Raw genomic sequence first — 24581 nt, 5'->3', positions numbered from 1 at the left:
GGATCACGCCCAGATTCGGATCACGCGCGGTTCGGCGCCAGGTTCGGACGACGCCCAGTTCGGACGATGCCCAGGTTCGGATGACGCCAGGTTCGGACGATGCCCAGATTAGGATGACGCCCCGGTTCAGATGACGCTCGGGCCCGGATTGCGCTCGAGCCCGGATGACGCCCGCTTCGGATGACGCCGGGTTCACTTGACGCCGGGTTCGTATAACGCCCGCCGTCAGATCATGAACATGCGCAGGATCGCGGTGCCCAGCAGGATCAGCCCGATCGCGGCGAAGCCCGCGGTGCTGTACGGCGGCAACACCCCCATCACCCCCAGCACCAGATAGCCCCCGGCGATCAGCACCGTCAGCCCGGCCAGCAGGAAACTCGGCTGCCCCATCGAAGCCGCCCCCTCGCGACTGTAGAACCGCAGCACGAAGATCAGAAACGCGACGATGAACGGCAACAGCAGGATCGTGGAGGCGTTCGTCATAAGGCGTCATGCTCACATCGGGGGACCGCGGTGATAACCGATCCGCACCGAGCGCCGCGACATCAAACCGCACCCCGACCGTCGCGGCAGCCCCGAACACAGCAACGAAACCGCCCGACCAGCCACCAGCCCGACCCCGACGGTCTTCGCGCGCCGGCCCAATCGGCGCATCATCCCCCGGGTCGTGCGCGGACCCGGACCTCTCTCCCGAAACCGCGCCGATCCGACAGAAGGAAACCACCGAATGATCAACGTCCTCGCCATCATCACCGCCAAGCCAGGCAACCGCGAGAACCTCCTGCAAGCCTTTCGCGCCAACATGCCCGCCGTCCACGCCGAGGCCGGCTGCATCGAGTACGGTCCCGCCGTGGACGCCGAAGACGCCGGCCGTATCCAGACCCCGTTCGGCGCCGACACCTTCGTGGTGATCGAGAAATGGCAGAGCATGGACCACCTCAAAGCCCACGGCGCGTCCGCCCACATGGCCGAATACGCCGCCAAGACCAAGGATCTGATCGCCAGCCGGGTGATCCACGTGCTGTCGCCGGCGACCTGACGCGATCGCGGCACGCCGGCCTGGCACTCCACGTGCTATCGCCGGCGGCCTGAGGCGATCGCCGCACGACCGGCCTGGCACCAAACCTCAAGCAGCGGCGGCCGCTTCGGTCTGCGTCCGCCGCGCGCGCAACCGCCGGATCCGCCTTGCATCGGCGTCCAGCACGCGGAATTCAATGCCAGACGGATGGCTGATCACCTCGCCCCTCGTCGGCACCCGCCCGGCAAGCGTGAACACCAGCCCACCGACCGTGTCGATGTCGGCGTCACGCTCGTCCTCGGTCAGGATGCGGCCCACCTTGCTCTCGAAATCCTCGATCGGCATCCGAGCATTCAGGTCCATCGCGCCATCCGGGCGTTCGCTGATCATCGGCGCCTCGACGTCGTCGTGCTCGTCGGCGATGTCGCCGGTGATGGTCTCCACCAGGTCCTCGATCGTCACCAGCCCGTCGATACCGCCATATTCGTCCACCACCAGCGCCAGATGGATACGCTGCGTGCGCATCTGCAGCAGCAGGTCCAGCACCGGCAACTGCGGCGCCACCATCAGCGGCTTGCGCAGGATCGCCTCCAGCGAAAACGCCTCCGGCCGGCCGACATAGGCGAACACATCCTTGATGTGGATCATGCCGATCACATCGTCCAGTTGCTCGCGATACACCGGCAGCCTGGAATGGCCGTCATTGCGGATCAATTCGATCGCCTGCGCCAACGTCACGTCCGCGCGCATCGCCACGATATCGGCCCGCGGCAACATCACGTCGTCAGCGGTGGTCTCGCGCAGCCGCAGCACATTGGCGATCAGCAGCCGCTCATGCCGATCCAGCTCCGGCTGCTCGCCGGGAAGCTGCTGCGCGTCGGCGGCTTCCTGCACCAGTTCGGCGATCGATTCGCGCAGCGAGTGCTCGCCCTGCCTGCGCCCCAGCAGATGACCCAGCCGGCCCAGGAACGTGCCGCGATGGCTGCTCATCGGTGTTTCCACGGATTGGGCACACCGATACGGTGCAGGATCCGCGCCTCCGCCATTTCCATGCGACGCGCCTGGCCCGGATGATCGTGCTCCGCGCCGCCCAGATGCAGCGCGCCATGCACCACCAGGTGGGCCAGGTGATCGGCCGGCCGCCGGCCCTGCGCGGCGGCCTCGGCACGCACCACACCCAATGCCAGAATGACCTCCGGCGCCGGCTGCGCGTAGGTCAGCACGTTGGTCGGCTTGTTCCTGCCGCGATGGCGCCCGTTCAAACCCCGCAGCACACGGTCGGAGGCCAGCACCACGGTGCCGGCCATACCGGCGGCACAGGCCGCACGACGCACGATCGCACCAGCGTTCGGTATCAGTCGGTGCCAGGCCGGATCCGTCACGACGATCTCGATGGCGCCACCACCTGCGTCGGACGGACGGCTACTAGGAGGTTCCATCGCTGTTCAATTGCTCGCTGGTTTTCGGCCGCTCCCGTTCCCGGCGCGCCTCTCCCAAAGCCGCATCGCGCTGATCATACGCGCCAACAATCCGCGCCACCAGGGGATGCCGCACCACGTCGCGCTGTCCGAACCGCACCACGCCGATACCCTGGATACCCTCCAAGGTGTCCAGCGCATCCCGCAAACCGGAGCGGACCCCGTTCGGCAGATCCACCTGACTGAGGTCGCCGGTGACCACCATGCGGGTCCCGTCCCCCATCCGGGTCAGAAACATCTTCATCTGCATCGGCGTGGTATTCTGCGCCTCGTCCAGGATGGCGTAGCAATGCGCCAGCGTCCGCCCGCGCATGAACGCCAGCGGCGCCACCTCGATCTCGCCGTTGGTCATGCGCCGGATCACCTGGTCGGCCGGCATCATGTCGTGCAGCGCGTCATACAGCGGCCGCAGATACGGATCGATCTTTTCCTTCATGTCGCCGGGCAGGAACCCCAGCCGTTCGCCGGCCTCGACCGCCGGACGCGACAACACGATACGGTCCACCTTGCCGGCCTGCAGCATGGCCACCGCCTGCGCCACCGCCAGGTAGGTCTTGCCGGTCCCGGCCGGCCCGACCCCGAACACCATCTCCTGATTGGCCAACGCTTCGATATATTCCGCCTGGCCCGGACTGCGCGGACCGACCTCGCCTCGCCGGGTGCGGATCGCCGGCAGGTCCGACAGCGGCAATCGCGGATCGTTCTCCGCATCCGCCAGTCGGATCGCCGCCTCGATCTCGGCCCGCCCGACGCTTTCGCCGCGTTCCAGCCGCCGCCACAGCCCGCGCAGCATCTCCTGGGCCACATCCACCCGAACCGCGTCCCCCGCGATCGCCACCCGATTGCCCCGGCACGACAGCCGGACCCCCAACGCCTGCTCGATCCGCACCAAATGCCGGTCGTGGTCCCCCAACAACAGCGGCAGCAAGGTGTTGTCGTTGAACTTCAGGGTAATGGCCTTGCCGCCGGTGGGGGCGGAGGCAGCCGGTGCCGGAGGCGTGGCCCGGGGGACGGCGATCTGTGTCAAGCTATTCGTCTCTCCTCGACAAGGGTTCCCGCCAATGAGTTTGGCATATCCGCAACGATTCGCACAATCGATTCAGTACCAATCAGACCGGCCTGTCCCATCACATGTACAGGCTGCAGAAATGGTGAACGCCCGACGATCTGACCAGGGTGGCGGCCAAATCCCGTGAACAACACCGCCAGATCGAGCCCCACGCAGCCGGCGGCGAATTCGCCCTGCTGGTCGCGCAGCAGCGCCTGCAGCGTCCGCAGCCGCCGATCCTTGTCCGCCTCCGCCACCTGCATCGCCGCGCCCGCCGCCGGCGTGCCCGGCCGTGGCGAGTATTTGAAACTGTAGGCCTGGGCGAACCTGACCTCACGCACCAGCGCCATCGTGGCCTCGAAGTCGGCCTCGGTCTCCCCCGGATGGCCGACGATGAAGTCCGACGACAGCGCCAGGTCGGGCCGCGCCGCGCGCAGCCGTTCCACCAGGCGCCGGTAGTCCGCGGCGGAGTGCTTGCGGTTCATCGCCGCCAGCACGCGGTCCGAACCGGACTGCACCGGCAGATGCAAATACGGCATCAGCGCAGGCAGGTCGCGGTGCGCGCCGATCAGGTCATCGTCCATGTCGCGCGGATGAGACGTGGTGTAGCGCAGCCGGCATAGCCCCGGAATTTCGGCCAGTGCACGCAGCAGCCGACCGAGGCCCCAGGCCCCGGATGAACCGGCCGGCGCCTCGCCATGCCAGGCGTTGACGTTCTGGCCCAGCACGGTGATCTCGCGCGCACCCTGCGCCGCCAGGTGACAAGCCTCGCGCAGGATGCTGTCGGCGGATCGGCTCTGTTCGGCGCCGCGCGTGTACGGCACAACGCAAAAACTGCAGAACTTGTCGCAGCCTTCCTGCACCGTCAGGAACGCCGTCACGCCCTGCGGGGCGTCGCTCTGCGGCAGTTGATCGAACTTGTCCTCGGGCGGGAAATCGGTCTCGATCACCCCCGCCCCCCGGCCGTTCCCCCTGCTACGGGTCCGAGCCGCGCGGGCGACCATCTCCGGCAGCCGGTGATAGGTCTGCGGTCCCAGCACGATATCGACATACGGCGCCCGAACCAGGATTTCCGCCCCCTTGGCCTGCGCCACGCAGCCGGCCACCGCGAGGATCATCCGGTTGCCGGTCGCCTCCTTCAATCGGCGCAGCCGTCCCAGCTCGGAAAATACCTTCTCCGCCGCCTTGTCGCGGATATGGCAGGTGTTCAGGATCACCATGTCGGCGCCGTCCGGAACCGCCGCCGGCGCGTAGCCGATCGGCGCCAGAACGTCCGCCATACGCCCGCTGTCATACACGTTCATCTGGCAGCCCCAGGTGATGACATGCAGACGCTTCCGTTCGGTTCCGGTCCGTTCGGTTCCGGTGCCTTCAGTTCCGGTGCGTTCGGTTCCGGTCATCAATGCCGCTCCACACAACCAAGCCGGGCCGTTCCGGCATCGGCGGCGGAAGCAATGATTGGCTCGACCGGACGGGTCAAGCGCAACAACGGGCCTGGGCGCGCAAGCGCGGGGTTACCTCCTTGGACACCACCAGTCTGGGGCCATCGGACCGGTTCGTGTCAATAACCGAGTGGCCCGTCACGCAGGCTTCATCGGACTTTACGCAAACTCTCCGGCTTGTGGACAGCCTCCGCCCCCGTCTTCTCACTCCGCACCTTATATTCCGGGTTCGCCTCGCTGGCCTTGGCCACGTAGCCTTTGACCTTCGTGGTGGACGTGACTTTTTCCTCCACGACACCTTTGGTGGGCCCTCGGGATGTGCCCCAGGAAACCTTGTCGCCGGGACGAAGTAATTTGGCCATCACAGCCTCCTTTGCCTGTCCGCGACATTGGCGGCGCCCTCGCGGCCGCAAGCCCGCTGAGGCGATCGTGACGCGCGATAAGCGTCCCATACCAAGAGGACGTCCTCTCGCCCGCCGCCTCAGCCCCTACCCGAACAGCTTGGCCGCCACCTCCGCGACCCGCCGCCCCTGATACCGAGCCCCGTCCAGTTCCTTCTGCGATACCTGCCGAGACCCATCGCTGCCGGCAATCGTGGTCGCACCATACGGCGCGCCGCCGACAATCTCGTCCAGCGTCATCTGCCCGGCGTAGCCGTAATCCATGCCGACCACCACCATGCCGAAATGCAGCAGGTTGCCGATGATCGAGAACAACGTGGTCTCCTGCCCGCCATGCTGCGTCGCCGACGATGCGAACGCCGCGCCTACCTTGCCGTTCAGCGCGCCCGCCGCCCACAATCCGCCCGCCTGATCAAGAAAACTCGCCATCTGCGATGACATCCTGCCGAACCGGGTGCCGGTGCCGACGATGATCGCGTCGTAATTCGCCAGGTCCGCCACCACCGCCACCGGCGCCGGCTGGTCCAGCTTGAAGTGCGAACTCCGCGCCCGCTCCTCGGGAACCAGCTCCGGCACGCGCTTGACATCGACCTGGGCACCCGCCCCGCGCGCCCCGTCAGCCTGTGCGTTCGCCATGGTCTCGATGTGACCATAAGCGGAATAATACAGCACCAGAATCTTGGCCATCTTGAACTCCTGTCCGGCTTCACCGCCCCAAGGCGTCGTCCACTAACTATGGACCGCATCGGATAAGTAAAGACCGCCTCGGGCAACTATGGACCGCCTCGGGCAAGTATGGGCCGCATCGGGCCAAACAACCGCCTACCCGACCAGCGCCGCCCCGACCCAAGCCGTCGCCGTCCACAACCCCAGCAGCAACAACTGCGCCGCCAGAGGCAACAACGGAGCCGGCCCGTCCGCCGCGATCGCTCGGCCGCCGTTCAGCACCAACGCCGTCACCGGTAGATACACCACGAAACTCGCCAGCGTCGCCAGCATCAGCCCGGTGACAAAGGCCGCGCCATCGAACACCAGCAACGTCGCCAGCGCCGCCGCCACATGCGGCAGTCCCGGCAGCCACGGCTGGTCGGCGGAGATCCCGAAACCACCCGTCAAAGCACGAACAGCGCGCATCGATCAGCTCCCTAATGTCCTGCCCCAGAAGTTCGCCGCACTATGCGGCGCACGTATGGGGATCAGCAGGCCAGTGAAAACACAAAGTTAGGGTCCCCGAGACTGATGTTCGCCGGATATGGCGAACTTCAGATTTGGGACCCTACGTCAGCAGACAGGTTTTCATGAAAGTTCAATCCGGCCGTCGTTTCCGCAACGATGCCGGCTCGGATCAGGTAATCGCCGAACCGCTCGTCCCGCCCCCGCGCCGCCGCATAGCGCTCGAACAACGGCGACAGCGCCGCCACGATCGCGTCGCCATCGACATCACGGCGATACAGCTTGTTAAGCCGCACACCCTCGAACGCCCCTCCAAGATACAGATTGTAGATACCCGGCGTACGCCCGACCAACCCGATCTCGGACACATAAGGCCTGGCACAACCGTTCGGGCAGCCGGTCATCCGCATGGTGATCTCGTCATCACCCAGCCCAAACCGCTCAAGCTCAACCTCCAGTCGGCCCACCAGATCGGGCAAGTAACGTTCACTTTCCGCCAGCGCGAGCCCGCATGTCGGCAGCGCCACGCAGGCCATCGCATTACGCCGCAGCCCGGCCGCCGACCGATCCAGTCCATGCCCCGCCAGCACCGCCTGCACCTCCCGCCGAGCCGACGCCGGAATCTCCGCCAATATCAGATTCTGGTTCGCCGTGATCACGAACCGCCCGACACCCAGTTCGGCGATCGCGTGCAGCCCCTCCAGCATCCCGCCCCGGATCCGCCCATTCTCCACGAACAACGTAAAATGCGCCGAACCATCCGCTTCCTCGACCCATCTCAACCGGTCGCCGGTCGAGGTGAACGCATAGTCCCGAGCCGGCTCCAGCCCGACAGCGAGGCGTTCCCTCAGCAAGCCGACGAACCGATCCAGCCCCATCGCGTCGATAGTGTATTTCAACCGAGCATGCTTTCGATTGAAACGATCACCGTGGTCGCGCTGCACGGTGACGACTTTCTCCGCCACCTCGATCGCATCCCCCGCCCAGCAGAACCCGATCACGTCGCCGGTCCGCGGATAGGTCTCCGTCTCGCCATGCGTCATCCCCATGCCGCCGCCCACCACAACGTTGTAGCCGGCTATCGCACCGCCCTCGACAATGGCGATGAACCCCAAATCATGGGCGAAAACATCGACCTCGTTGTGCGGCGGCAGCGCGATGGCGATCTTGAATTTCCGGGGCAGATAGGTCCGCCCAAGAATCGGCTCGTCCTCCACCGCCTCACCCGCAACCTGCTCCTCGCCCAGCCAGATCTCGTGCCAGGCTCGGCTGCGCGGCAGCAGGTGCTCCGAAAGCCGGACCGCCAGCGAACTGATTTCCCCGTGCAGCGCGCGCCGCCAAGGATCGGCCGACGCGATGACGTTGCGATTGACGTCGCCGCAAGCCGCGATCGTGTCCAGCGACACGTCATGCAGCCCCTGCATCAACGATCGCAGATTGCCCTTCAGCACACCGTGCAACTGCACCGTCTGGCGCGTCGTCAGCCGGATGCTGCCATTGCCCCTTTGCAACGCCAGTTGCTCGATCGCCAGCCATTGCGCCGGGCTAACGGTGCCCGCGGGAATCCGCATCCGCACCATGAAGCTGAACGCCTTCTCCATTCGCTGCTTGCCGCGTTCGGCCCGCAGATCACGATCGTCCTGCTGATAGAAGCCATGGAACTTCGTCAGTTGGGTGTCATCGTCCGCCAGCGCCCCGGTCTCGACGCGCCCAAGACCCTCGGCGATCGAACCGCGCAACAAACGACTCTCCGCCTTGATACGCTCGTTCGCCGATAACTTCTGTTCCGAGGCCATGCCGATCACCCTCAGTAAACATCACGCAGATAACGCCCGTCGCGCCGGATCGCATCCAGCTCCGCCTTCGCCCCCGCCCCATCCTGGCGACCCTGATCAGCCAGGATCCGCAGCAGCACCGCGTGCACATCCTTGGCCATCGCATTGGCGTCACCACAAACGTAAAGCGCCGCACCCTCTCTCAGCCACCCATGCACATCCGCCCGAGCCTCCCACAGCGCGTCCTGCACATAGCGCTTCTCCGGCTGATCCCGAGAAAACGCCACATCCAGCCGGCTCAGCAGCCCGCTCTTCACCCAGTCCTGCAGCTCGAGCTGATAAAGAAAGTCATGGCTGTAGTTACGGTGCCCAAACACCAGCCAATTTCGCCCCGCCGAAGCCGCAGCCTCACGTTCCTGCAAAAACCCGCGGAACGGAGCCAGCCCAGTACCCGGCCCGACCATGATGATCGGCCGCTCACCATCCACCGGCAGCCGGAAATGCGCATTCGGCCGCAGAAAAACCTTCAGCCGATCGCCCTCGCCATGCCGCGCGCTGATATCCAGCGACGCCACGCCGCCCCTTTCCCGCCCATGCGCCGCATAGCGCAGCCCGGCAACCAGCAGATGCGCCTCCTCCCCCACCGCCCGCTGGCTAGACGCAATCGAGTAATACCGCGGCGGCAGCGGCCGCAGCAGAGCCGTCAGTTGTTCGCCACTCAACGCCCCCGGCGCGGTCTCCAGCAGGTCAATCACCTGCCGTCCCACCGCCCACTCCGCCGACTGAGCCGGCGTCTTCGTCTCGCGGGCAAAAGCCTCGATCTGCCCGGGCGTCAGTGTGGTGATGTCCAGCCGCTCGATCAGCGCATCGCGCAACGCCGCGTCATCGCTCAGCCCCGCCGCCCGCAACACCGCATCGGCCAGCGCCGGATCGTTCTCCGCCACCACCCCCAGCGAGTCACCCGGCTCATAAACAATCCCCGACCCCGCCAGCGACACCGCGACATGATGCGTATCCGACGAAGACCGGCTGCCGCTCAGCCGCACATGCTCAGTAATCTCCGCCGCGAACGGAACCGCCCGCGTCGGCGCCTCGCCCCCCGGCCGAGCAAAATCGACATGGATCACCGAGGCACCCACCGCCTCGCCGCCAACCTCGGCGTTCAGCCGCTCCAGTGTCGCATCGATCCAGCCCGACGCCGCGGTCTCGAAATCCAGATCGCACTCGATCCGTTCGGCCACCCGCGCCCCGCCTAGCGCCGCCAGCCGCTCATCGATGCTCCGCCCGATCTCGCAGAACCGCGCATAGGCCCGATCGCCCAGCGCCAGCACCGCGAACCGCGTCTTGTCGAACGCGGGCGCATCCTCGGCCATCAACGCCTCATGGAAATCCACCGCCCGCTGCGGCGGGTCACCCTCGCCCCACGTCGACGCAACGATCAGCAAATTCTCCACACCCGCCGCCTGCCGCGGAGTGAAATCAGCCATATCGACCACTTTCGCCGCGAACCCGAGTTTCGCCGCCGCCTTGCGCGCCCGCCCCGCCAGCGCCTCTGCATTGCCCGATTCGGTGGCGAACAGAATGGTCAGCGGCGCGCGTTTGGCCGGCGGCGCGGCCGGCGTGGCACTTTGCGGATCATTCGCCGCCTGCAACCCCGCCAGATAGCCCGAAAGCCACGCCCGCTGTTCCGCCGTCGTCACCGAGATAACCCGGTTCAGCGCCGCGATCTGTTCCTCGGCAAACGGCGCCGTGGTAGGCAGCAATGGAGCAGTCTGCATGTCTTATCCTTCAGCCTTGGGCCAAGCCGCGCCGGCCCAAGGGAAGTCGGCCCTGGGAACCCGCCTCGCCACCCGCAACGGTCATCGGTTCAATCTGCTGCCAATCGGCCAGCAACGCCCGCAGCCCGATGGTCGGCCCCACCACGATCAGCGTCGCCGCACCGGAAGCGATCCCAACCGCCGCCGATCCCGCCTCGGCCAACGTCGAAATCCGCACCTCCTGATCGACCCGAGTGGCATTGCTGATCAGCGCCACCGGCTCGCCGGCGTCACGCCCCGCCTGCATCAGCCGCTCCGCGATTTGCCCGATCCGGCGCTGCGCCATGTAGAACACCAGCACCTCCGACCCGCGCGACACCGAAGCCCAGTCCACATCCGCCAGCTCGCCGCTGGAATCGTGCCCGGTCGCCAGCGCCACGCTGCGCGCCAACCCCCGATGGGTCAGCGGAATCCCCGCCGCCGCCGTGGCACCAAGCCCGGCGCTGATCCCCGGCACGATACGGAACCCGATCCCGGCGGCGGCCAGCGCCAGCGCTTCCTCACCGCCGCGCCCGAACACCAGCGGGTCGCCACCCTTCAGCCGCACCACCCGCAGCCCCCGACGAGCCAACCGGATCAGCCGGTCGTTGATCCGCAATTGCTGAGTGCGCACCCCGCCAGCCCGCTTGCCCGCCAGCTCCAGCACCGCCTCCGGCGCCAGCGACAAGATCGCATCCGACACCAGCGCGTCGTGCACCACCACATCCGCCTGACCCAGCGCATAGGCCGCGTGCAGCGTCAGCAGGCCCGGATCACCCGGACCCGCCCCCACCAGCCAGACCGAACCTGGATCGAACCTCGCGCCGAAAAGACCGGGAAATTGCATCGAACAGGGACGCCTTGAAACGCGCTTCGGGCGCAATCGGATGGCGCTTAAGAGGATATTTTTTCCAAAACCACAAGATCAAACCCGCTATTCAGTCAATCTTTCTCCAACTGTCCCCCAAAAGGGACCCAACTGCTGTTTCTAACCAAAAAGCGAAAAAACAACCTCATGTTGCCAGCCCAGCCTCCGCCCACCATGGTGCGCCGCTGCAACCCGACCACCCGAGGCAACAATGGACGACGACTTCCGCAAGGCCGCGCTCGACTACCACCGCCTCCCCCGGCCCGGAAAACTCGCCGTCGAGCCGACCAAGACCATGGCCACCCAGCGCGACCTGGCCCTCGCCTACTCCCCCGGCGTCGCCGCCGCCTGCGATGCCATCAAGGCCGACCCGAACGCCGCCTACGACTACACCACCCGAGGCAACCTCGTCGGCGTCATCTCCAACGGCACCGCCGTGCTCGGCCTCGGCAACATCGGCGCCCTCGCCGGCAAGCCGGTGATGGAAGGCAAGGCCGTCCTGTTCAAGAAATTCGCCGGCATCGACGTATTCGACATCGAGGTCGACGCCGCCGACCCGGCCCGCTTCTGCGACGTCGTCGCCGCCCTCGAACCCACCTTCGGCGCCATCAACCTCGAAGACATAAAGGCCCCCGAGTGCTTCGCCATCGAGGCCGAACTGCGCGCCCGCATGGCCATCCCGGTGTTCCACGACGACCAGCACGGCACCGCCATCACCGTCGCCGCCGCCGTGCGCAACGGCCTGCTGCTGCAAGGCAAGCACCTGTCCGACGCCAAATTGGTCACCTCCGGCGCCGGCGCCGCGGCCCTGGCCTGCGTCGATCTGCTGGTCTCGATGGGCCTGCGCCCCGAGAACGTCACCCTGACCGACATCAGCGGCGCGGTCACCAAGGACCGCCCGAACATGCTGGCGAACATGGCCCGCTACGCCCGCGACAGCAACGCCGCCACCCTGCGCGACGCCCTGCCCGGCTGCGACATCTTCATGGGCCTGTCCGCCCCCCGTGTGCTGCACCCCGACTGGCTGCCGCTGCTCGCCGATAAGCCGCTGATCCTGGCGCTCGCCAACCCCGACCCCGAGATCGACCCCGACATCGTCGCCGCCGCCCGCCCCGATGCCATCGTCGCCACCGGCCGCAGCGACTACGCCAACCAGGTCAACAACGTGCTCTGCTTCCCGTTCATCTTCCGCGGCGCCCTGGATGTCTGGGCCAGCACCATCAACGAAGCAATGAAGATTGCCGCCGTCGAAGCCATCGCCCGGCTCGCCCGCGTCGAGGCCAGCGAAGTCGTCGCCGCCGCCTACGGCGGGTCCGCCCCGGTTTTCGGCCCGGACTACATAATCCCAAAACCGTTCGACCCCCGCCTGATCCTCGAGATCGCCCCCGCCGTCGCCCGCGCCGCCATGGAAACCGGCGTCGCCCGCCGCCCGATCGCCGACTTCGCCACTTATCACCGCGATCTGCAGCGTTTCGTGTTCCGCTCCGGCTACCTGATGCGCCCGGTGTTCGAAGCCGCCTCCCGCGATCCCCGCCGCGTGGTGTTCGCCGAAGGCGAGGACGAACGCGTCCTGCGCGCCGCCCAGACCCTGGTGGATGACGACATCGCCCAGCCCATCCTGCTCGGCCGGCGCGCCGTGATCGCCGCCAAGGTGAAGGAAATGGGCCTGCGCATCGATCTCGAGACCACCGTCCGGGTGCTCGACCCGACCCTCGACAGCGACGTGTTCGACCGCCTGATCCCGCCCTACCAGCGCCTGTCCGGCCGCCGCGGCACCCCGCCCGAGGCCGCCGCCCGGCGCCTCGCGACCAGAGCCTCGGTCGCCGCCGCGATGCTTTTACACGATGGCCAGGCCGACGCCGCGATCTGTGGCGGCACCGGAGGCTGGTGGCGCCAGATCCAGTACATCCTGCCGATCATCCCGCGCCGGCCCGACGTCAACCGGATCTACGCGCTGTCCTGCCTGATTATCCCCAGCGGCGTGCTGTTCATCTGCGACACCTTCATGGTGATCGATCCCACCGCCGAGCAGATCACCGAAATGACCCTTCTGGCCGCCGAGGCGGTGCGCGGCTTCGGCCTCAGCCCCAAGGCCGCGCTGGTCTCACACTCCAGCTTCGGCGCCAGCGACAGCCAGTCGGCACGCAAGATGCGCCAGGCCCTGGGCATGATCCGCGCCCGCGCCCCCGGCCTGGAAATCGACGGCGAAATGCACGCCGACGCCGCCCTGATACAGGCGATCCGCGATCGCGTCGTGCCCGACAGCCAGCTCGCCGGCAGCGCCAACCTGCTGATCATGCCGACCCTCGATGCCGCCAACGTCTCCTTCAACCTGCTGAAGGCCGCCGCCGACGGACTGCCGGTCGGACCCATCCTTCTAGGCATGTCCAAGCCGATCCACGTCGTCGTCCCCAGCGTCACCGCACGCGGCATCGTGAACCTCAGCGCCCTCGCCGTGGTCGAGGCGCAAGACCAAGCCAGCCCAAACGACCCCCAGCCCAAACTACCCTAAGTGACCAGCCACCCCACATGATGGCCTGACATGCTCTGGCTTCTTCTCGGCGCCGTCGTCCTGTTCCTGCTGCTCGGCGGCATGAGCGCGTTCGCCAAGGCCTCGGTCACCTCGATCAAGGCGTTGTTCACCTGGATCCTCGCCCTCGGCGGCCTCAGCCTCGCCCTGCTGCTGATCCTCACCGGCCGAGGCGGCGTCGCGCTCGGTGCACTCACCCTGTTCGGCCCGCTGGTCTACCAACGCTGGCAGGCCGCCCGCGGCCGCCGCGCCGGAGGGCCCCGAACCGGCGCCGGCAACTCCGACTCAGGCCCGGCACGCTCCGGCCCGATGACCCGTGAGGAAGCCTACGCGGTGCTAGGATTACGCCCAGGCGCCTCCGAACCCGACATCAGGAACGCCCACCGCCGCCTGATGCGCGGCGCCCACCCCGACGCCGGCGGCTCGGACTGGCTCGCCGCGCGGATCAACCAGGCCCGTGACATTCTGCTTGGGTAAAGCCGGCCACGGACTTATCTTCACGCCGCAGCCCCGTGCTTGCGCGCGTCGGTGTGCGGCGTTGCCCCATCAGCATCGCCACGGGCCATCCCGCGCCGCGCGAATCTGCGAAAAATTTTGATTGGAGCCGTGCGTGATCAAAAAACTGCGCAAAGCCGTCCTCCCCGTCGCCGGCATGGGCACCCGCTTCCTGCCCGCCACCAAGGCCATCGCCAAAGAGATGTTGCCCGTCGTCGACAAGCCATTGATCCAGTACGCCGTGGAAGAGGCACGCGCCGCCGGCATTGAGCAATTCTGCATGGTCACCGGCCGCGGCAAGACCTCCATGGTAGACCATTTCGACGTTGCGTACGAATTGGAAGCCACCTTGCGAGAACGCAACAAACACGACGCGATGGCCGCCCTGGTCGGCACCCAAAGCGAACCCGGCTCGATCGCCACGGTTCGCCAGCAAGTGCCGCTCGGCCTAGGCCACGCCATCTGGTGCGCCCGCGCCTTCGTCGGCGACGACCCGTTCGCCATCCTGCTGCCCGACGACATGGTGCTGGCCGACAAGCCCTGCATGCAGCAACTCGCCGAGGCCTACCGCGAAACCGGCGGCAACGTCGTCGCCATCACCGAGGTGCCGCCCGAACAGACCAACCGCTACGGCATCCTGCGCACCGGAAAGGACGACGGCCGCCTGGTCGAGGTGCTCGGCCTGGTCGAAAAACCGGCGCCCAAGGACGCCCCGTCCAACCTCTCGATCATCGGCCGCTACATCCTGATGCCGGAGGTCATTACCCACCTCGCGCGGATGGACCGCGGCGCCGGGAATGAGGTGCAACTGACCGACGGCATGGCCCGCCTGATCGGCGAGCAACCGTTCCATGGCCTGCGCTACCAGGGCCGCCGCTTTGACTGCGGCGACAAGATCGGCTTTCTGGAGGCGCAGATCGCCTTCGCCCTGCAGCGACCCGACCTGGCCGGCGCGGTGCACGCGTTCCTGAAGAACTACATCTGACAGCAAGAGCAACCAGATCCATGGCCTTCTCCCACCATTTCGATCCGACGGTGCTGCGCGAATACGACATCCGCGGCATCGTCGGGCGAACCCTGCACCCGGCCGACGCCTTCGCCATCGGCCGCGTTTTCGGATCGATGCTGGTCGAAGCCGACGCGCCGCCGGCCGCCGCGGCCGGGGCCGATGCCCAGGCGCCCGGTACAAAGTCGCCCGGCGCTAGTTCGCACGGTGCGGCCAAGCGCGTGGCGGTGGGCTACGACGGCCGCCTGACCAGCCCCGATCTGGAACAGGCCCTGGTCGACGGTCTCAAGGCCAGCGGCGTCGAAGCCTTGCGTGTCGGCCGCGGCCCGACCCCGATGCTGTACTATGCCGCGACCACGCTGGAGACCGACGGCGCCGTCATGGTCACCGGATCGCACAACCCGCCCGACTATAACGGCTTCAAGATGATGTGGGGCCGCAAGCCGTTCTTCGGCCAGCAGATCTTGCGCATCGGCAAGCTGGCCGAAACCGGCGATGTGGTCCCCGAGGCCGCCGGCACCGAACAGGCCGTCGCCATCGCCGATGACTACGCAGCGCGCCTGCTGTCCGATTGGGATGGCGGCGACCGCATGCTGAAAGTGGTCTGGGATAACGGCAACGGCGCCGCTGGCGACGTGCTGGACAAACTGGTGGCCTCCTTGCCGGGCGAGCATCACGTGTTGAACGGCACCATCGACGGCCATTTCCCGGCCCACCACCCCGATCCCACCGTGCCGGCCAACCTGGCCCAACTGGTCGCCGAGGTGCGCGCCCGCCAGGCCGATATCGGCATCGCCTTCGACGGCGACGCCGACCGCATCGGCCTGGTCGACGATACCGGCGCGATCCTGTTCGGCGATCAGCTTATGGTGCTGCTGGCGCGCGACGTGCTGAAGGAACATCCCGGCGCCACCATCATCGCCGACGTCAAGGCCAGCCAGGTGCTGTTCGATGAAATCGCCAAGGCCGGCGGCCACCCGCTGATGTGGAAGACCGGACACTCCCTGGTCAAGTCGAAGATGGCCGAGACCGGCAGCCCGCTGGCCGGCGAGATGTCCGGCCACATCTTCTTCGCCGACCGCTGGTACGGCTTCGACGACGCGCTGTACGCCGCGGTCCGCACCCTGGGCATCGTCGCCCGCATGTCCGGCAAGCTGTCGGCGATGCGCGAAGCCCTCCCCCACGTCATCAACACCCCTGAAGTCCGCTTCGACTGCGACGACCGCCGCAAGTTCGCCGTGATCGAGGAAGTCGCCTCCCGCCTGCAGGCCGAGGGTGCCAAGGTCTCCGCCACCGATGGCGTTCGCGTGCAGACCCCGGACGGCTGGTGGCTGCTGCGAGCCTCCAACACCCAGGCCGTGCTGGTCGCCCGCTGCGAGGCCACCAGCACCGCCGGCCTGGACCGCCTGAAGGCCGCACTGGTCAAGCAACTCGAAGCCTCGGGCCTGGAACAGCCGGATTTCTCCGGCAGCCACGCCGGCCACTGATCAGCTAACCAGTCACAGATCCACCCGCCACCGATCAGCTCGCCCGCCACCGATCAGCTCACCCGCCCCAGATCAGCTGACCCGCCCCTGATCAGCTCACCCGCCACCGATCAGTTAACCCGCCACTGATCACGCGCCACCGATCAGCTCACCCGCCACCGATCAGCTCACCCGCCACCGATCAGCTCACCGGCCACAGAGCCGTTCAGATGGCTTGGCAGCGACGCCGCGCCTGTCGTTCAGGCCGCGACCGGCTGCCGCAACCCGGCCCTCTCCAGCCTCGGCAGCACCTCCTGCAGGAAGAACGGAATCTCCTTCAGATAGTCCAGGAACGCCACCGAAGTGCCGGCCAGGCCCAACTCGCTCATCGCCACCAGCTCCGCCGTGATCTCGTCAGGCGTGCCAACCAGCGGGAACGCACCGGGATAAGCACCGGCGAAGCGCTTTCCGGTGGCCAGGTTGAAACGCGTGTCGAACGGCCGAACCACCCTCTGCGCGCCGCTGCCGGCCGTGGTTCCCCGCATCCGGCGGTAGTAGTCCTGGCCCTCCTCGTCGGCCATCTCTTCGGCGAAATAGTAATAAAACTCCTCGGCTTCCCGCCGCGTCGGCCGGCACACGACATGCGACATCGTAAACACCGAGATGACCCGCCCACGCCTGGCCATATGGTCATTGATATCCGCCAGAATCGCCGGAAGCTGATCGAGCTGCGTCAGGTTGGTGAACAGCACATCCGCCGCCTGCGCCGCGAAGTCGCGCCCTTTCGCCGAAAACCCGGCCGACATCACCGCCGGCCACGGCCGCTGGATCGACAGCGGATCGGTCTGCAGCCGCCGCAGCTTGAAGAAGCGCCCGTCCCAGTCGAACTCCGGCCCCCCGGCGAGCAGCTTCGACCACACCTGGAACCACTCCAGCCCATGATCGTAGCGCGAGTCCTGATCGATGGTGACCCCATGCAGATCGAACTCCTCCTGATTCCAGCCGCAGACGATGTTCAACCCGGCCCGGCCGTTGCTGACATGGTCGATCGTCGCCATCGCCTTGGCGGCAAACGCCGGCGTCACCAGCGGAACGTGGACGGTGCAGAAAATGGCGATTCGCCTGGTCAGCGCGCCGAGCGCGGCGCCATGGGTCAAGGTCTCGAACGACCGGCCGTAGATCTTCGCCTTGCCCTGGTAGCCGCGCCACTTGGCGACCGGCAGGATGAACTCCAGTCCCGCCTCGTCGGCGATGCCGGTCATCGCCGCGATATCGGCCCATTCGGCTTTCCAGCGGTCCGGGGCCAGGCTCATGGTCAGGCCGCCGTCGCAATTGGCGCTGAAGATCCCCAGCTTGAACCGATTGGGCCCGAACAGCGGGTTGCGGCACCGGTCAGTCTGCAAGTCACCCTCCGCCGGATTGCCTGGAGGCGAACCCGAGCCCACATACCGGCAAGGCATCGGATCGATCTGGTGCGGTCGAGAAGACTCGAACTTCCACGAGGTTACCCCCACAAGCACCTCAAGCTTGCGCGTCTACCATTCCGCCACGACCGCACCGTGGTAGGCAGGCGGCGCCATATAGCGGATGAATGATACCAGTTCAATGACCTCGCGCTCCCAGCCGCCCCATCCCCAGCCACCGGAATGGTGCGTCGCCGACGGCCTTACCGAATACCCCACCGCGCTCGCCGACATGCAGTCTCGCGTTGGCGCCATCCGCGCCGGCACCGCGCGCGAACGCGTCTGGCTGGTCGAGCATCCGCCGCTCTACACCGCCGGCACCTCCGCCAAGCCGGCCGAACTCACCGACCCGACCCGGTTCCCCACCTTCGCCGCCGGCCGCGGCGGGCAGTGGACCTATCACGGACCCGGCCAGCGCACCGCCTACGTGATGCTCGACCTCGACCACTCCCACGGCAGCGTCCCCGCCCACGACATCCGCTGCTTCGTCAACGGCCTGGAGCAATGGCTGATCCGCACCCTCGACCGCTTCCACGTCAAGGGCGAACGCCGCGAAGGCCGCGTCGGCATCTGGGTCGCCGACCCAACCACCGGAGCCGAGGCCAAGATTGGCGCCATCGGCGTACGCGTAACCCGCTGGGTCAGTTGGCACGGCATCGCGCTCAACATCGCCCCCGACCTGACCCATTTCAGCGGCATCGTCCCCTGCGGCCTGCCGCAATACGGCGTCACCAGCCTCGCCGCGCTCGGCATCCCGGCCACCATTCAAGATGCCGACACCGCCCTGCGGGCTGCCTGGGACGAAGTGTTTCGTGACGCCCCGCAAGCCTGATGCCCCACGATCGGCGGCCGCATACCCGGATCAGCGTAACACGAGATCGTGTAGCGCCGAGTCGCGCCGGCAACCCGAACGGCGCACATGGCGCTTTACTTTGCTGCCGCTTTTTTATATTGGAGCTTCATGTACATTAATTTCATCCTTATTCGGACGTCCGGCGGCGCCATGCAGGCGACTTGCACGCGCGACGTGAATACGTCGTTACGGTAGGGTAGCGAAACCACTCTTTGGTTCAGGCCCCGCCGACATCGGACGGGGCCTTTTTTATTCAAGACCTGTCCGGATCTGTTCGCCAAGTCGTTCGGAGCCCGGAACATGAGTTTCCACATACCCAATACTGCCACCGAGGAATTACGCGCCGTACTCGCATGCCTCGAAATCGGCGTGCTTACAGTCGATCGTTCCTTGCACGTCTATTTCGCCAATCCCGCCGGCCAGCAACTGATCCAGCGCGGCGACGGACTTCGACTTGTGCACGGCCGGCTTCACGCCAGCACCAGCCACGACACACGTCTGCTCACCGTCGCGGTTGCCAGCGTCGCCGATCGCTCGTCCGAAGCCATCCCGCCGGGCCGTTCCGCCGTCGCACCGAATCCGGTGTTCGCAGTCGCCCGCGAAGCCGACGCGCCGATGTATCGTATCGTCGTCGCCCCACTTGGCTCCGCGAGTATTGCTTCAGCCGCCGCCGAGGCAGTGCTGTTCGTCGACACGCCACACGAAACCGACGCCGCGACTGAGGCACAGGTCTTCCAGCACGCGTTCCACCTGACCCGAGCCGAAGCCAGGCTCGCCGCCCACCTGCTGTCAGGCACATCGCTGACCGAGGCCGCCGACAAGTTCGGGGTGGCGCACAACACGGTCCGGTCGCAGTTGCGGGCGATCTTCGAGAAGACCCGTGCTCGCCGTCAGGCGGATCTGGTCCGCTTGCTGGCAAGTCACCTGTTTCTCCAACGCTTGTTTGTTGGTCGCAACAAAAATAATTCCGATTGTTTCATCCGTTCGGACGATGCGGCGCACCAGCGGCCTGAGCACTTTGATGATCCCCACTGATCGAGACTGGAAGGATTCGATGCTATGCAGACATGTACACACTGGTGACGCGGACAGGCGCTGAACACCCCGCACCCGTTGCAGGCCGCATCGGCATCCTCTGACAGTCGGAATAGATTCGACAAGGACGGTCATGCATGGACCACGGGGCCTGAGCGTCTGTCCAAAAGGATAGAACCGGACTGCACGGATCGGCAGTCCTTTTCCGCTCAAGCAGGAGTAACGGTCATGCTGCCGTTCATCGTCGACAAGGATTGGTATCAACGCTACTGGCTGACCGAACGAAAACCTCCGCAGCCGCGACCGCGGCTCCGGCCGGCGCTAAGCCGCGCCGCGTTCAGCGATCTGGCGGACCAGGTCGTCCGCTGGATCAAGACCCGCCGCCAACAGGCTCGCGATCTCCAAACCCTCAACGGCTTCAACGATCGCGACCTGCGCGACATCGGCCTCACCCGGCACGACATCCCGGGGATCCTGAACGGCACCTATCGCCCCTATCAGGACGCCAGCAGACTGGAATAGCCTAAACCGGACCGGCGGCTGTCCGCTCAGCAAGACAGCCGCCGGCAACCCGGCGCACCGAACACCACCCACGCTCGCCAACCGGATCGCCAAACACCCCGGCCGTACTGACGCCGCCCGAAATCCTCGCTACACATCCAGCGTGAGCCCTTCCATCGCGCTGCCCGACGCCCCCTCAGTGGTCGCGGGCCACGGCCGCGCCGCCGTCCTCACCCCGGACGGCGAACTCCTGGTGCTGCCCACCCAAGATGCCGCCGCGCTGCTGAAAACACTGCCGCCGCCGATCCTGGTGCACGCCCCCGCCACCTTCCGCCGCCTCGGCATCCGCCCCGGCCCCGCCTTCGACTTGCTCGACCTGTTCGCCTTCGTCCGCCCCGCCCGCACCGCCGCGCCCACCCCGCGCGGCCTGGCCATGGCACTCGACGACGACCAGCCGCCGATCGGCCTCGAAGCCGAGGTCACCAGACTGCCCGATCTCGCCGCCACCCTGCTGAACCAGCTCACCCAAGGCCGCGACACCCTGCTCAACCGCGACGCCGCCACCCTGGCCGCGCGCATGCAAAAGGCCGGCTGGGGCTGGGGCGCCTACGTCACCCACGCGCTCGGCCGCCCCGACGCCGCCGCCACCAACGAACCGATGAAGGTGTGGAAAAAACTCCCTGAGTGGGAGGATGCAGCCCCCCCGCCGCCGCCATCCGCCCATCCGGTCCCGGAATCCGAAGCCCGCCTGCGTCTCGCCGCCATGCTAGGCCCGCACGCCGAACAACGCCCCGGCCAGGGCGACTACGCCGCCGCCGCCGCCGCCGCCTTCGCCCCGCGCGAAATCCGCGGCGATCCCCACCTGGTGCTGGCCGAGGCCGGCACCGGCACCGGCAAGACCCTGGGCTACCTCGCCCCCGCCAGCCTATGGGCGGAAAAGAACCGCGGCGCGGTCTGGATCAGCACCTTCACCCGCCACCTGCAGCGCCAGATCGACGACGAACTGGAACGCCTGATCCCCGACCCGACCCAGCGCCGCCGCCGCATCGTGGTCCGCAAGGGACGCGAGAACTACCTCTGCCTGCTGAACCTGGAAGACGCCGTCAGCAGCGCCTCCGGCGGCTTCATCCACCAGCAGATCATCCCGCTCGGCCTGATCGCCCGCTGGGCGATGGCCACCAACGACGGCGACGTGCAGGGCGGCGACCTGCCCGGCTGGCTGCCCGAACTATTCGGCACCGCGCTGATCGCCTCGCTGGCCGACCGCCGCGGTGAGTGCATCCACGCCGCCTGCCCGCACTGGCGCCGCTGCTTCATCGAACACACCATCCGCCGCTCCCGCACCGCCGAACTGGTGGTCGCCAACCACGCCCTGGTGATGACCCAGGCGGCCTGGGGCGGCCTCGACGACAACGCAGTACCAACCCGCTACGTGTTCGACGAAGGCCACCACGTGTTCGACGCCGCCGACAGCGCCTTCTCCGCCGCGCTCTCCGGCATCGAGACCGCCGAACTCAGGCGCTGGCTGCGCGGCGCCGAGGGTGGCCGCTCGCGCGCCCGCGGCCTGCGCAAGCGGCTAGACGACCTGGTCGCCGACCGCCCCGCCTTGATCGCTCCGCTGGATGCCGCGCTACAAGCCGCCAACGCCTTGCCGCCTCCCGATTGGGCCGCCCGCATCCAGGACCCAGCCGCCGACACCCAGGACCTCGACCATATCGAACCGGCCCGCCCCAACCCCGCGGAAGCCTTCCTGCGCCTGATCCGCCGCCAACTGCTGGCGCGTTCGCCCGGCGCCGACCCAAGAGGCCCCTACGGCTCCATCGAATGCGACGTATTCCCGCTCAACGAGGACGCCGCCGCCGCCGCCGAACACCTCGCCAAGGCGCTGGCCAGAATCACCGAACCGCTCGCCACCCTGCGCGAACGCCTGCTCGCCCGACTCGACGACGAAGCCGAGGAACTCGACGAAGCCACCCGCAACCGGATCGAAGCCATCGGGCGTTCGCTCACCCGGCGCGCACTCAACCCGCTGCAGGCCTGGCAGACCATGCTCTGGAGCTTGACCGAACCGCAGCCCGAACCCGGCAAGCGCCCGACCCACGTACTGTTCCTGAGGCTCGACCGCCGCGACGGACCGCGCGACCTCGACGTCGGCCTGCACCGCCACTGGCTCGACCCGACGATCCCGTTCGCCACCACCCTGGCCGCCCCCGCCCAAGGCCTGCTGGTCACCTCGGCGACCTTGCGCGACGCCGGCGAGGCCGACCCCGAAACCGCCTGGACCTCGGCCGAGGCACGCGTCGGCGCGCCGCATCTGCCCTCGCCGGCGATCCGCGCGGCAGTGGCCTCGCCGTTCGATTACGCCCTGCAAACCCGAACCTTCGTGGTCACCGACGTCACCCCCGGCAACCTGGATCAGCTCGCCGCCGCCTATCGCGCCTTGTTCCTGGCATCCGACGGCAGCGGCCTCGGTCTGTTCACCGCAATCGCCCGGCTGCGCGCGGTACACGCCCGCATTGCCACCGAACTGGAACAGGCCGGCATCCCGCTCTACGCCCAGCACGTCGATGCCATGGGCAACGCCACCCTGGTCGACATCTTCCGCGCCGAACAGGAAAGCTGCCTGCTCGGCACCGACGCGATGCGCGACGGCGTCGATGTTCCCGGCAACGCCCTGCGCCTGGTGGTGTTCGAGCGCACCCCCTGGCCGCGGCCCGACATCCTGCACCGTGAGCGGCGCATCCACCTGTCCGACGGCGACCCCAAGGGCTATGACGATCGCATCGTCCGCCTCCGACTGCGGCAGGCGTTCGGCCGACTGATCCGCCGCGCCTCCGATCGCGGCGTGTTCGTGCTGCTGGACCGCCAGGCCCCCAGCCGCCTGATGTCCTCATTCCCCCCAGGTGTCACGGTGCAGCGCGTCGGCCTGGCCCAAGCCGTCGCCGAAACCGCCGCCTTCCTGCAAACCCGCAGCTTCGTAACCCCCAATCCGCCAACCGCCTCATGACCGACCAAATCGCCCGACCGAGCCCGCTTGAAACGCCGGTGATCAGGATGTTTTCATTTTCCGGCGTTCTCCCTCGGAGCCCGTCGCCAGACAATTTCGATCAGCGGTCCGCCTGGGTCATGCAGATGTTCGAGCATCGTGTCGCCGTCGACCGTCTCGGATAGCGTGGCCGTAGTCCGATCAAGGCCATTCCAATTCGGAAACGTTGATCCGATTACGTGCTCACCCGCAAACCGCCCCCCATTGTCGACATGATAGGTGCCGTACAGAGCAAGCGCGCCAGCAACAGCGGCCTTGTTTTCCGCGTCCGTCCCCTTTGACCGGTCGCTCGATGCGAAGTGAGATACGCCGGGATCATTGATGACGACGGCGAAACGCATGTCTTCAGCGAATATTAGCTGGCCCGAGGGATGGGGGCCAAAAAGATCCTTGTTGGCCCCCTTCGGATCAGCCTTGCCTGCGACCATCGTCCAAGTCCCGGCAACAAGATTCTTGGATTTGGCGTCTGCTGCGGTCGACACGATGACAGCTGAAATCAACATAACAGCAAGTCGTTGCACGTAATCCTCCGTATCATGTGGGCTATCGCCCACCGTCCACGTGGACTGTCTGACCAGCGAGATATTCGGTTTCGATGATCATGCGGAGCGCAGGCCAGATTTCATTCGGTCGGCCGAGACGTCCGAACGGAAGCTGAGCTTGCGGCGGCACGTCCATTGCCCTCGCCATCTCGCTGTCGATCATCGCCGCGCGATTGCTTTTACGGTAATCCGATGCGGACGAAGCTAAGCCATTGGATTTGACGCAACCGCACGATGCTGGAACCACGGATGCGGAAAGGATATGCAACGTCTTTGAACCCAGATTTTAGCGTAACGCCGATCGGCGTGCATCCGCGGTTCCAAACCGCTTCTCTAAGTCACGCCGCGTCCGGCGAATAGCGCCGACAGAATGTCCAAATGGCGATTACCCTGTGACCGACCATGTGATGACTTCAAGCAAACCGCCAACCGTGTCATGATTGGCGCGTATAAACCCACCGGGCTTGGCCCGGCCACCCAAGACTGCCTTCGGTCACCACCCCCGGCTGGCCGACACCCGCTGCCTAGAGTTGACCCACCTGCGTCGTAACCCGAACCGATCAACCTGGGTGATAATCCGGCTCGATCGGTCACCCTACGCTTCCCGCTACAACCCCCCTCTCCACTTGTCTCCGCGACCCGCCC

At 66.8% G+C, this 24581-nt stretch carries 22 protein-coding genes and 1 tRNA gene; 9 read left to right on the top strand and 14 right to left on the bottom strand.

Annotation, left to right across the window (positions count from 1 at the left end):
* Positions 1 to 225: 225 nt before the first annotated feature.
* Complete coding sequence (locus tag ACQY4T_RS02440; RefSeq protein ID WP_428537145.1) at positions 226 to 483, bottom strand: hypothetical protein; 258 nt, start codon at positions 481 to 483, stop codon at positions 226 to 228.
* 244 nt (positions 484 to 727) lie between these two features.
* On the opposite strand from ACQY4T_RS02440, the gene ACQY4T_RS02435 reads away from it, so the two are divergent.
* Complete coding sequence (locus tag ACQY4T_RS02435; RefSeq protein ID WP_428537142.1) at positions 728 to 1039, top strand: putative quinol monooxygenase; 312 nt, start codon at positions 728 to 730, stop codon at positions 1037 to 1039.
* Between the two features lie 87 nt (positions 1040 to 1126).
* On the opposite strand, the gene ACQY4T_RS02430 is transcribed toward ACQY4T_RS02435, so the two are convergent.
* The 10 genes from ACQY4T_RS02430 to cobA form a co-directional block, all read right to left on the bottom strand.
* On the bottom strand, positions 1127 to 2008 hold the full coding sequence (locus ACQY4T_RS02430) for a hemolysin family protein (RefSeq protein ID WP_428537139.1): 882 nt from the start codon (positions 2006 to 2008) through the stop codon (positions 1127 to 1129).
* Complete coding sequence (gene ybeY, locus ACQY4T_RS02425) at positions 2005 to 2457, bottom strand: rRNA maturation RNase YbeY (protein WP_428537136.1); 453 nt, start codon at positions 2455 to 2457, stop codon at positions 2005 to 2007. Before ybeY ends, ACQY4T_RS02430 begins: the two co-directional genes overlap by 4 nt.
* On the bottom strand, positions 2444 to 3514 hold the full coding sequence (locus tag ACQY4T_RS02420; RefSeq protein WP_428542669.1) for a PhoH family protein: 1071 nt from the start codon (positions 3512 to 3514) through the stop codon (positions 2444 to 2446). The genes ybeY and ACQY4T_RS02420 overlap by 14 nt, the downstream gene beginning before the upstream one ends.
* A gap of 5 nt (positions 3515 to 3519) precedes the next feature.
* A complete protein-coding gene (gene miaB, locus ACQY4T_RS02415; RefSeq protein ID WP_428537133.1) occupies positions 3520 to 4944 on the bottom strand; it encodes a tRNA (N6-isopentenyl adenosine(37)-C2)-methylthiotransferase MiaB in 1425 nt (474 codons plus the stop codon).
* 191 nt (positions 4945 to 5135) lie between these two features.
* The gene (locus ACQY4T_RS02410) at positions 5136 to 5348 is read right to left on the bottom strand and encodes a DUF2945 domain-containing protein (RefSeq protein ID WP_428537131.1); all 213 of its coding nucleotides are present in this window, start codon (positions 5346 to 5348) and stop codon (positions 5136 to 5138) included.
* Between the two features lie 126 nt (positions 5349 to 5474).
* Positions 5475 to 6074, bottom strand: a complete 600-nt coding sequence (wrbA, locus tag ACQY4T_RS02405) for an NAD(P)H:quinone oxidoreductase (protein ID WP_428537128.1) — start codon at positions 6072 to 6074, stop codon at positions 5475 to 5477.
* A 135-nt stretch (positions 6075 to 6209) separates the two neighbouring features.
* Positions 6210 to 6521: a hypothetical protein gene (locus ACQY4T_RS02400; protein ID WP_428537125.1), complete on the bottom strand. Its 312-nt coding sequence runs from the start codon at positions 6519 to 6521 to the stop codon at positions 6210 to 6212.
* Positions 6522 to 6649: 128 nt separating this feature from the next.
* Positions 6650 to 8356, bottom strand: coding sequence for an NADPH-dependent assimilatory sulfite reductase hemoprotein subunit (locus ACQY4T_RS02395; RefSeq protein WP_428537122.1), 1707 nt, complete (start codon positions 8354 to 8356; stop codon positions 6650 to 6652).
* Positions 8357 to 8367: 11 nt separating this feature from the next.
* Positions 8368 to 10113 (bottom strand): diflavin oxidoreductase, encoded by a 1746-nt coding sequence (locus ACQY4T_RS02390; protein WP_428537119.1) that lies wholly within the window; start codon positions 10111 to 10113, stop codon positions 8368 to 8370.
* A 10-nt stretch (positions 10114 to 10123) separates the two neighbouring features.
* Positions 10124 to 10978: a uroporphyrinogen-III C-methyltransferase gene (gene cobA / locus ACQY4T_RS02385; RefSeq protein ID WP_428537116.1), complete on the bottom strand. Its 855-nt coding sequence runs from the start codon at positions 10976 to 10978 to the stop codon at positions 10124 to 10126.
* Positions 10979 to 11210: 232 nt separating this feature from the next.
* Between cobA and ACQY4T_RS02380 the strand changes: the two genes are divergently transcribed.
* From ACQY4T_RS02380 to pgmG, 4 genes are all read left to right on the top strand, one after another.
* Positions 11211 to 13511, top strand: a complete 2301-nt coding sequence (locus tag ACQY4T_RS02380; protein WP_428537113.1) for an NADP-dependent malic enzyme — start codon at positions 11211 to 11213, stop codon at positions 13509 to 13511.
* A 30-nt stretch (positions 13512 to 13541) separates the two neighbouring features.
* The gene (locus tag ACQY4T_RS02375) at positions 13542 to 14006 is read left to right on the top strand and encodes a hypothetical protein (protein WP_428537110.1); all 465 of its coding nucleotides are present in this window, start codon (positions 13542 to 13544) and stop codon (positions 14004 to 14006) included.
* A gap of 133 nt (positions 14007 to 14139) precedes the next feature.
* The gene (gene galU, locus ACQY4T_RS02370; RefSeq protein ID WP_428537107.1) at positions 14140 to 15009 is read left to right on the top strand and encodes a UTP--glucose-1-phosphate uridylyltransferase GalU; all 870 of its coding nucleotides are present in this window, start codon (positions 14140 to 14142) and stop codon (positions 15007 to 15009) included.
* 20 nt (positions 15010 to 15029) lie between these two features.
* Complete coding sequence (pgmG, locus tag ACQY4T_RS02365; protein WP_428537104.1) at positions 15030 to 16517, top strand: phosphoglucomutase/phosphomannomutase PgmG; 1488 nt, start codon at positions 15030 to 15032, stop codon at positions 16515 to 16517.
* Between the two features lie 239 nt (positions 16518 to 16756).
* Here the strand turns inward: pgmG and ACQY4T_RS02360 are convergent, their stop codons facing one another.
* Together ACQY4T_RS02360 and ACQY4T_RS02355 are read right to left on the bottom strand one after the other, a co-directional pair.
* The gene (locus tag ACQY4T_RS02360) at positions 16757 to 17899 is read right to left on the bottom strand and encodes an LLM class flavin-dependent oxidoreductase (RefSeq protein ID WP_428537101.1); all 1143 of its coding nucleotides are present in this window, start codon (positions 17897 to 17899) and stop codon (positions 16757 to 16759) included.
* Positions 17900 to 17966: 67 nt separating this feature from the next.
* Positions 17967 to 18052, bottom strand: a tRNA-Leu gene (locus ACQY4T_RS02355).
* 49 nt (positions 18053 to 18101) lie between these two features.
* Between ACQY4T_RS02355 and lipB the strand changes: the two genes are divergently transcribed.
* From lipB to ACQY4T_RS02335, 4 genes are all read left to right on the top strand, one after another.
* Positions 18102 to 18791, top strand: coding sequence for a lipoyl(octanoyl) transferase LipB (lipB, locus tag ACQY4T_RS02350; RefSeq protein ID WP_428537098.1), 690 nt, complete (start codon positions 18102 to 18104; stop codon positions 18789 to 18791).
* Positions 18792 to 19112: 321 nt separating this feature from the next.
* Positions 19113 to 19847, top strand: coding sequence for a helix-turn-helix transcriptional regulator (locus ACQY4T_RS02345; protein ID WP_428537095.1), 735 nt, complete (start codon positions 19113 to 19115; stop codon positions 19845 to 19847).
* 228 nt (positions 19848 to 20075) lie between these two features.
* The gene (locus tag ACQY4T_RS02340; protein ID WP_428537092.1) at positions 20076 to 20369 is read left to right on the top strand and encodes a DUF1127 domain-containing protein; all 294 of its coding nucleotides are present in this window, start codon (positions 20076 to 20078) and stop codon (positions 20367 to 20369) included.
* Between the two features lie 142 nt (positions 20370 to 20511).
* The gene (locus ACQY4T_RS02335) at positions 20512 to 23355 is read left to right on the top strand and encodes an ATP-dependent DNA helicase (RefSeq protein WP_428537089.1); all 2844 of its coding nucleotides are present in this window, start codon (positions 20512 to 20514) and stop codon (positions 23353 to 23355) included.
* 53 nt (positions 23356 to 23408) lie between these two features.
* On the opposite strand, the gene ACQY4T_RS02330 is transcribed toward ACQY4T_RS02335, so the two are convergent.
* Complete coding sequence (locus ACQY4T_RS02330; protein ID WP_428537086.1) at positions 23409 to 23915, bottom strand: lipocalin-like domain-containing protein; 507 nt, start codon at positions 23913 to 23915, stop codon at positions 23409 to 23411.
* Between the last annotated feature and the right edge of the window lie 666 nt (positions 23916 to 24581).

It is taken from the genome of Rhodopila sp., assembly GCF_965277825.1.
In the GTDB taxonomy this organism is placed as follows: domain Bacteria; phylum Pseudomonadota; class Alphaproteobacteria; order Acetobacterales; family Acetobacteraceae; genus Rhodopila.
This window is presented reverse-complemented; position numbering and strand designations above follow the sequence as displayed.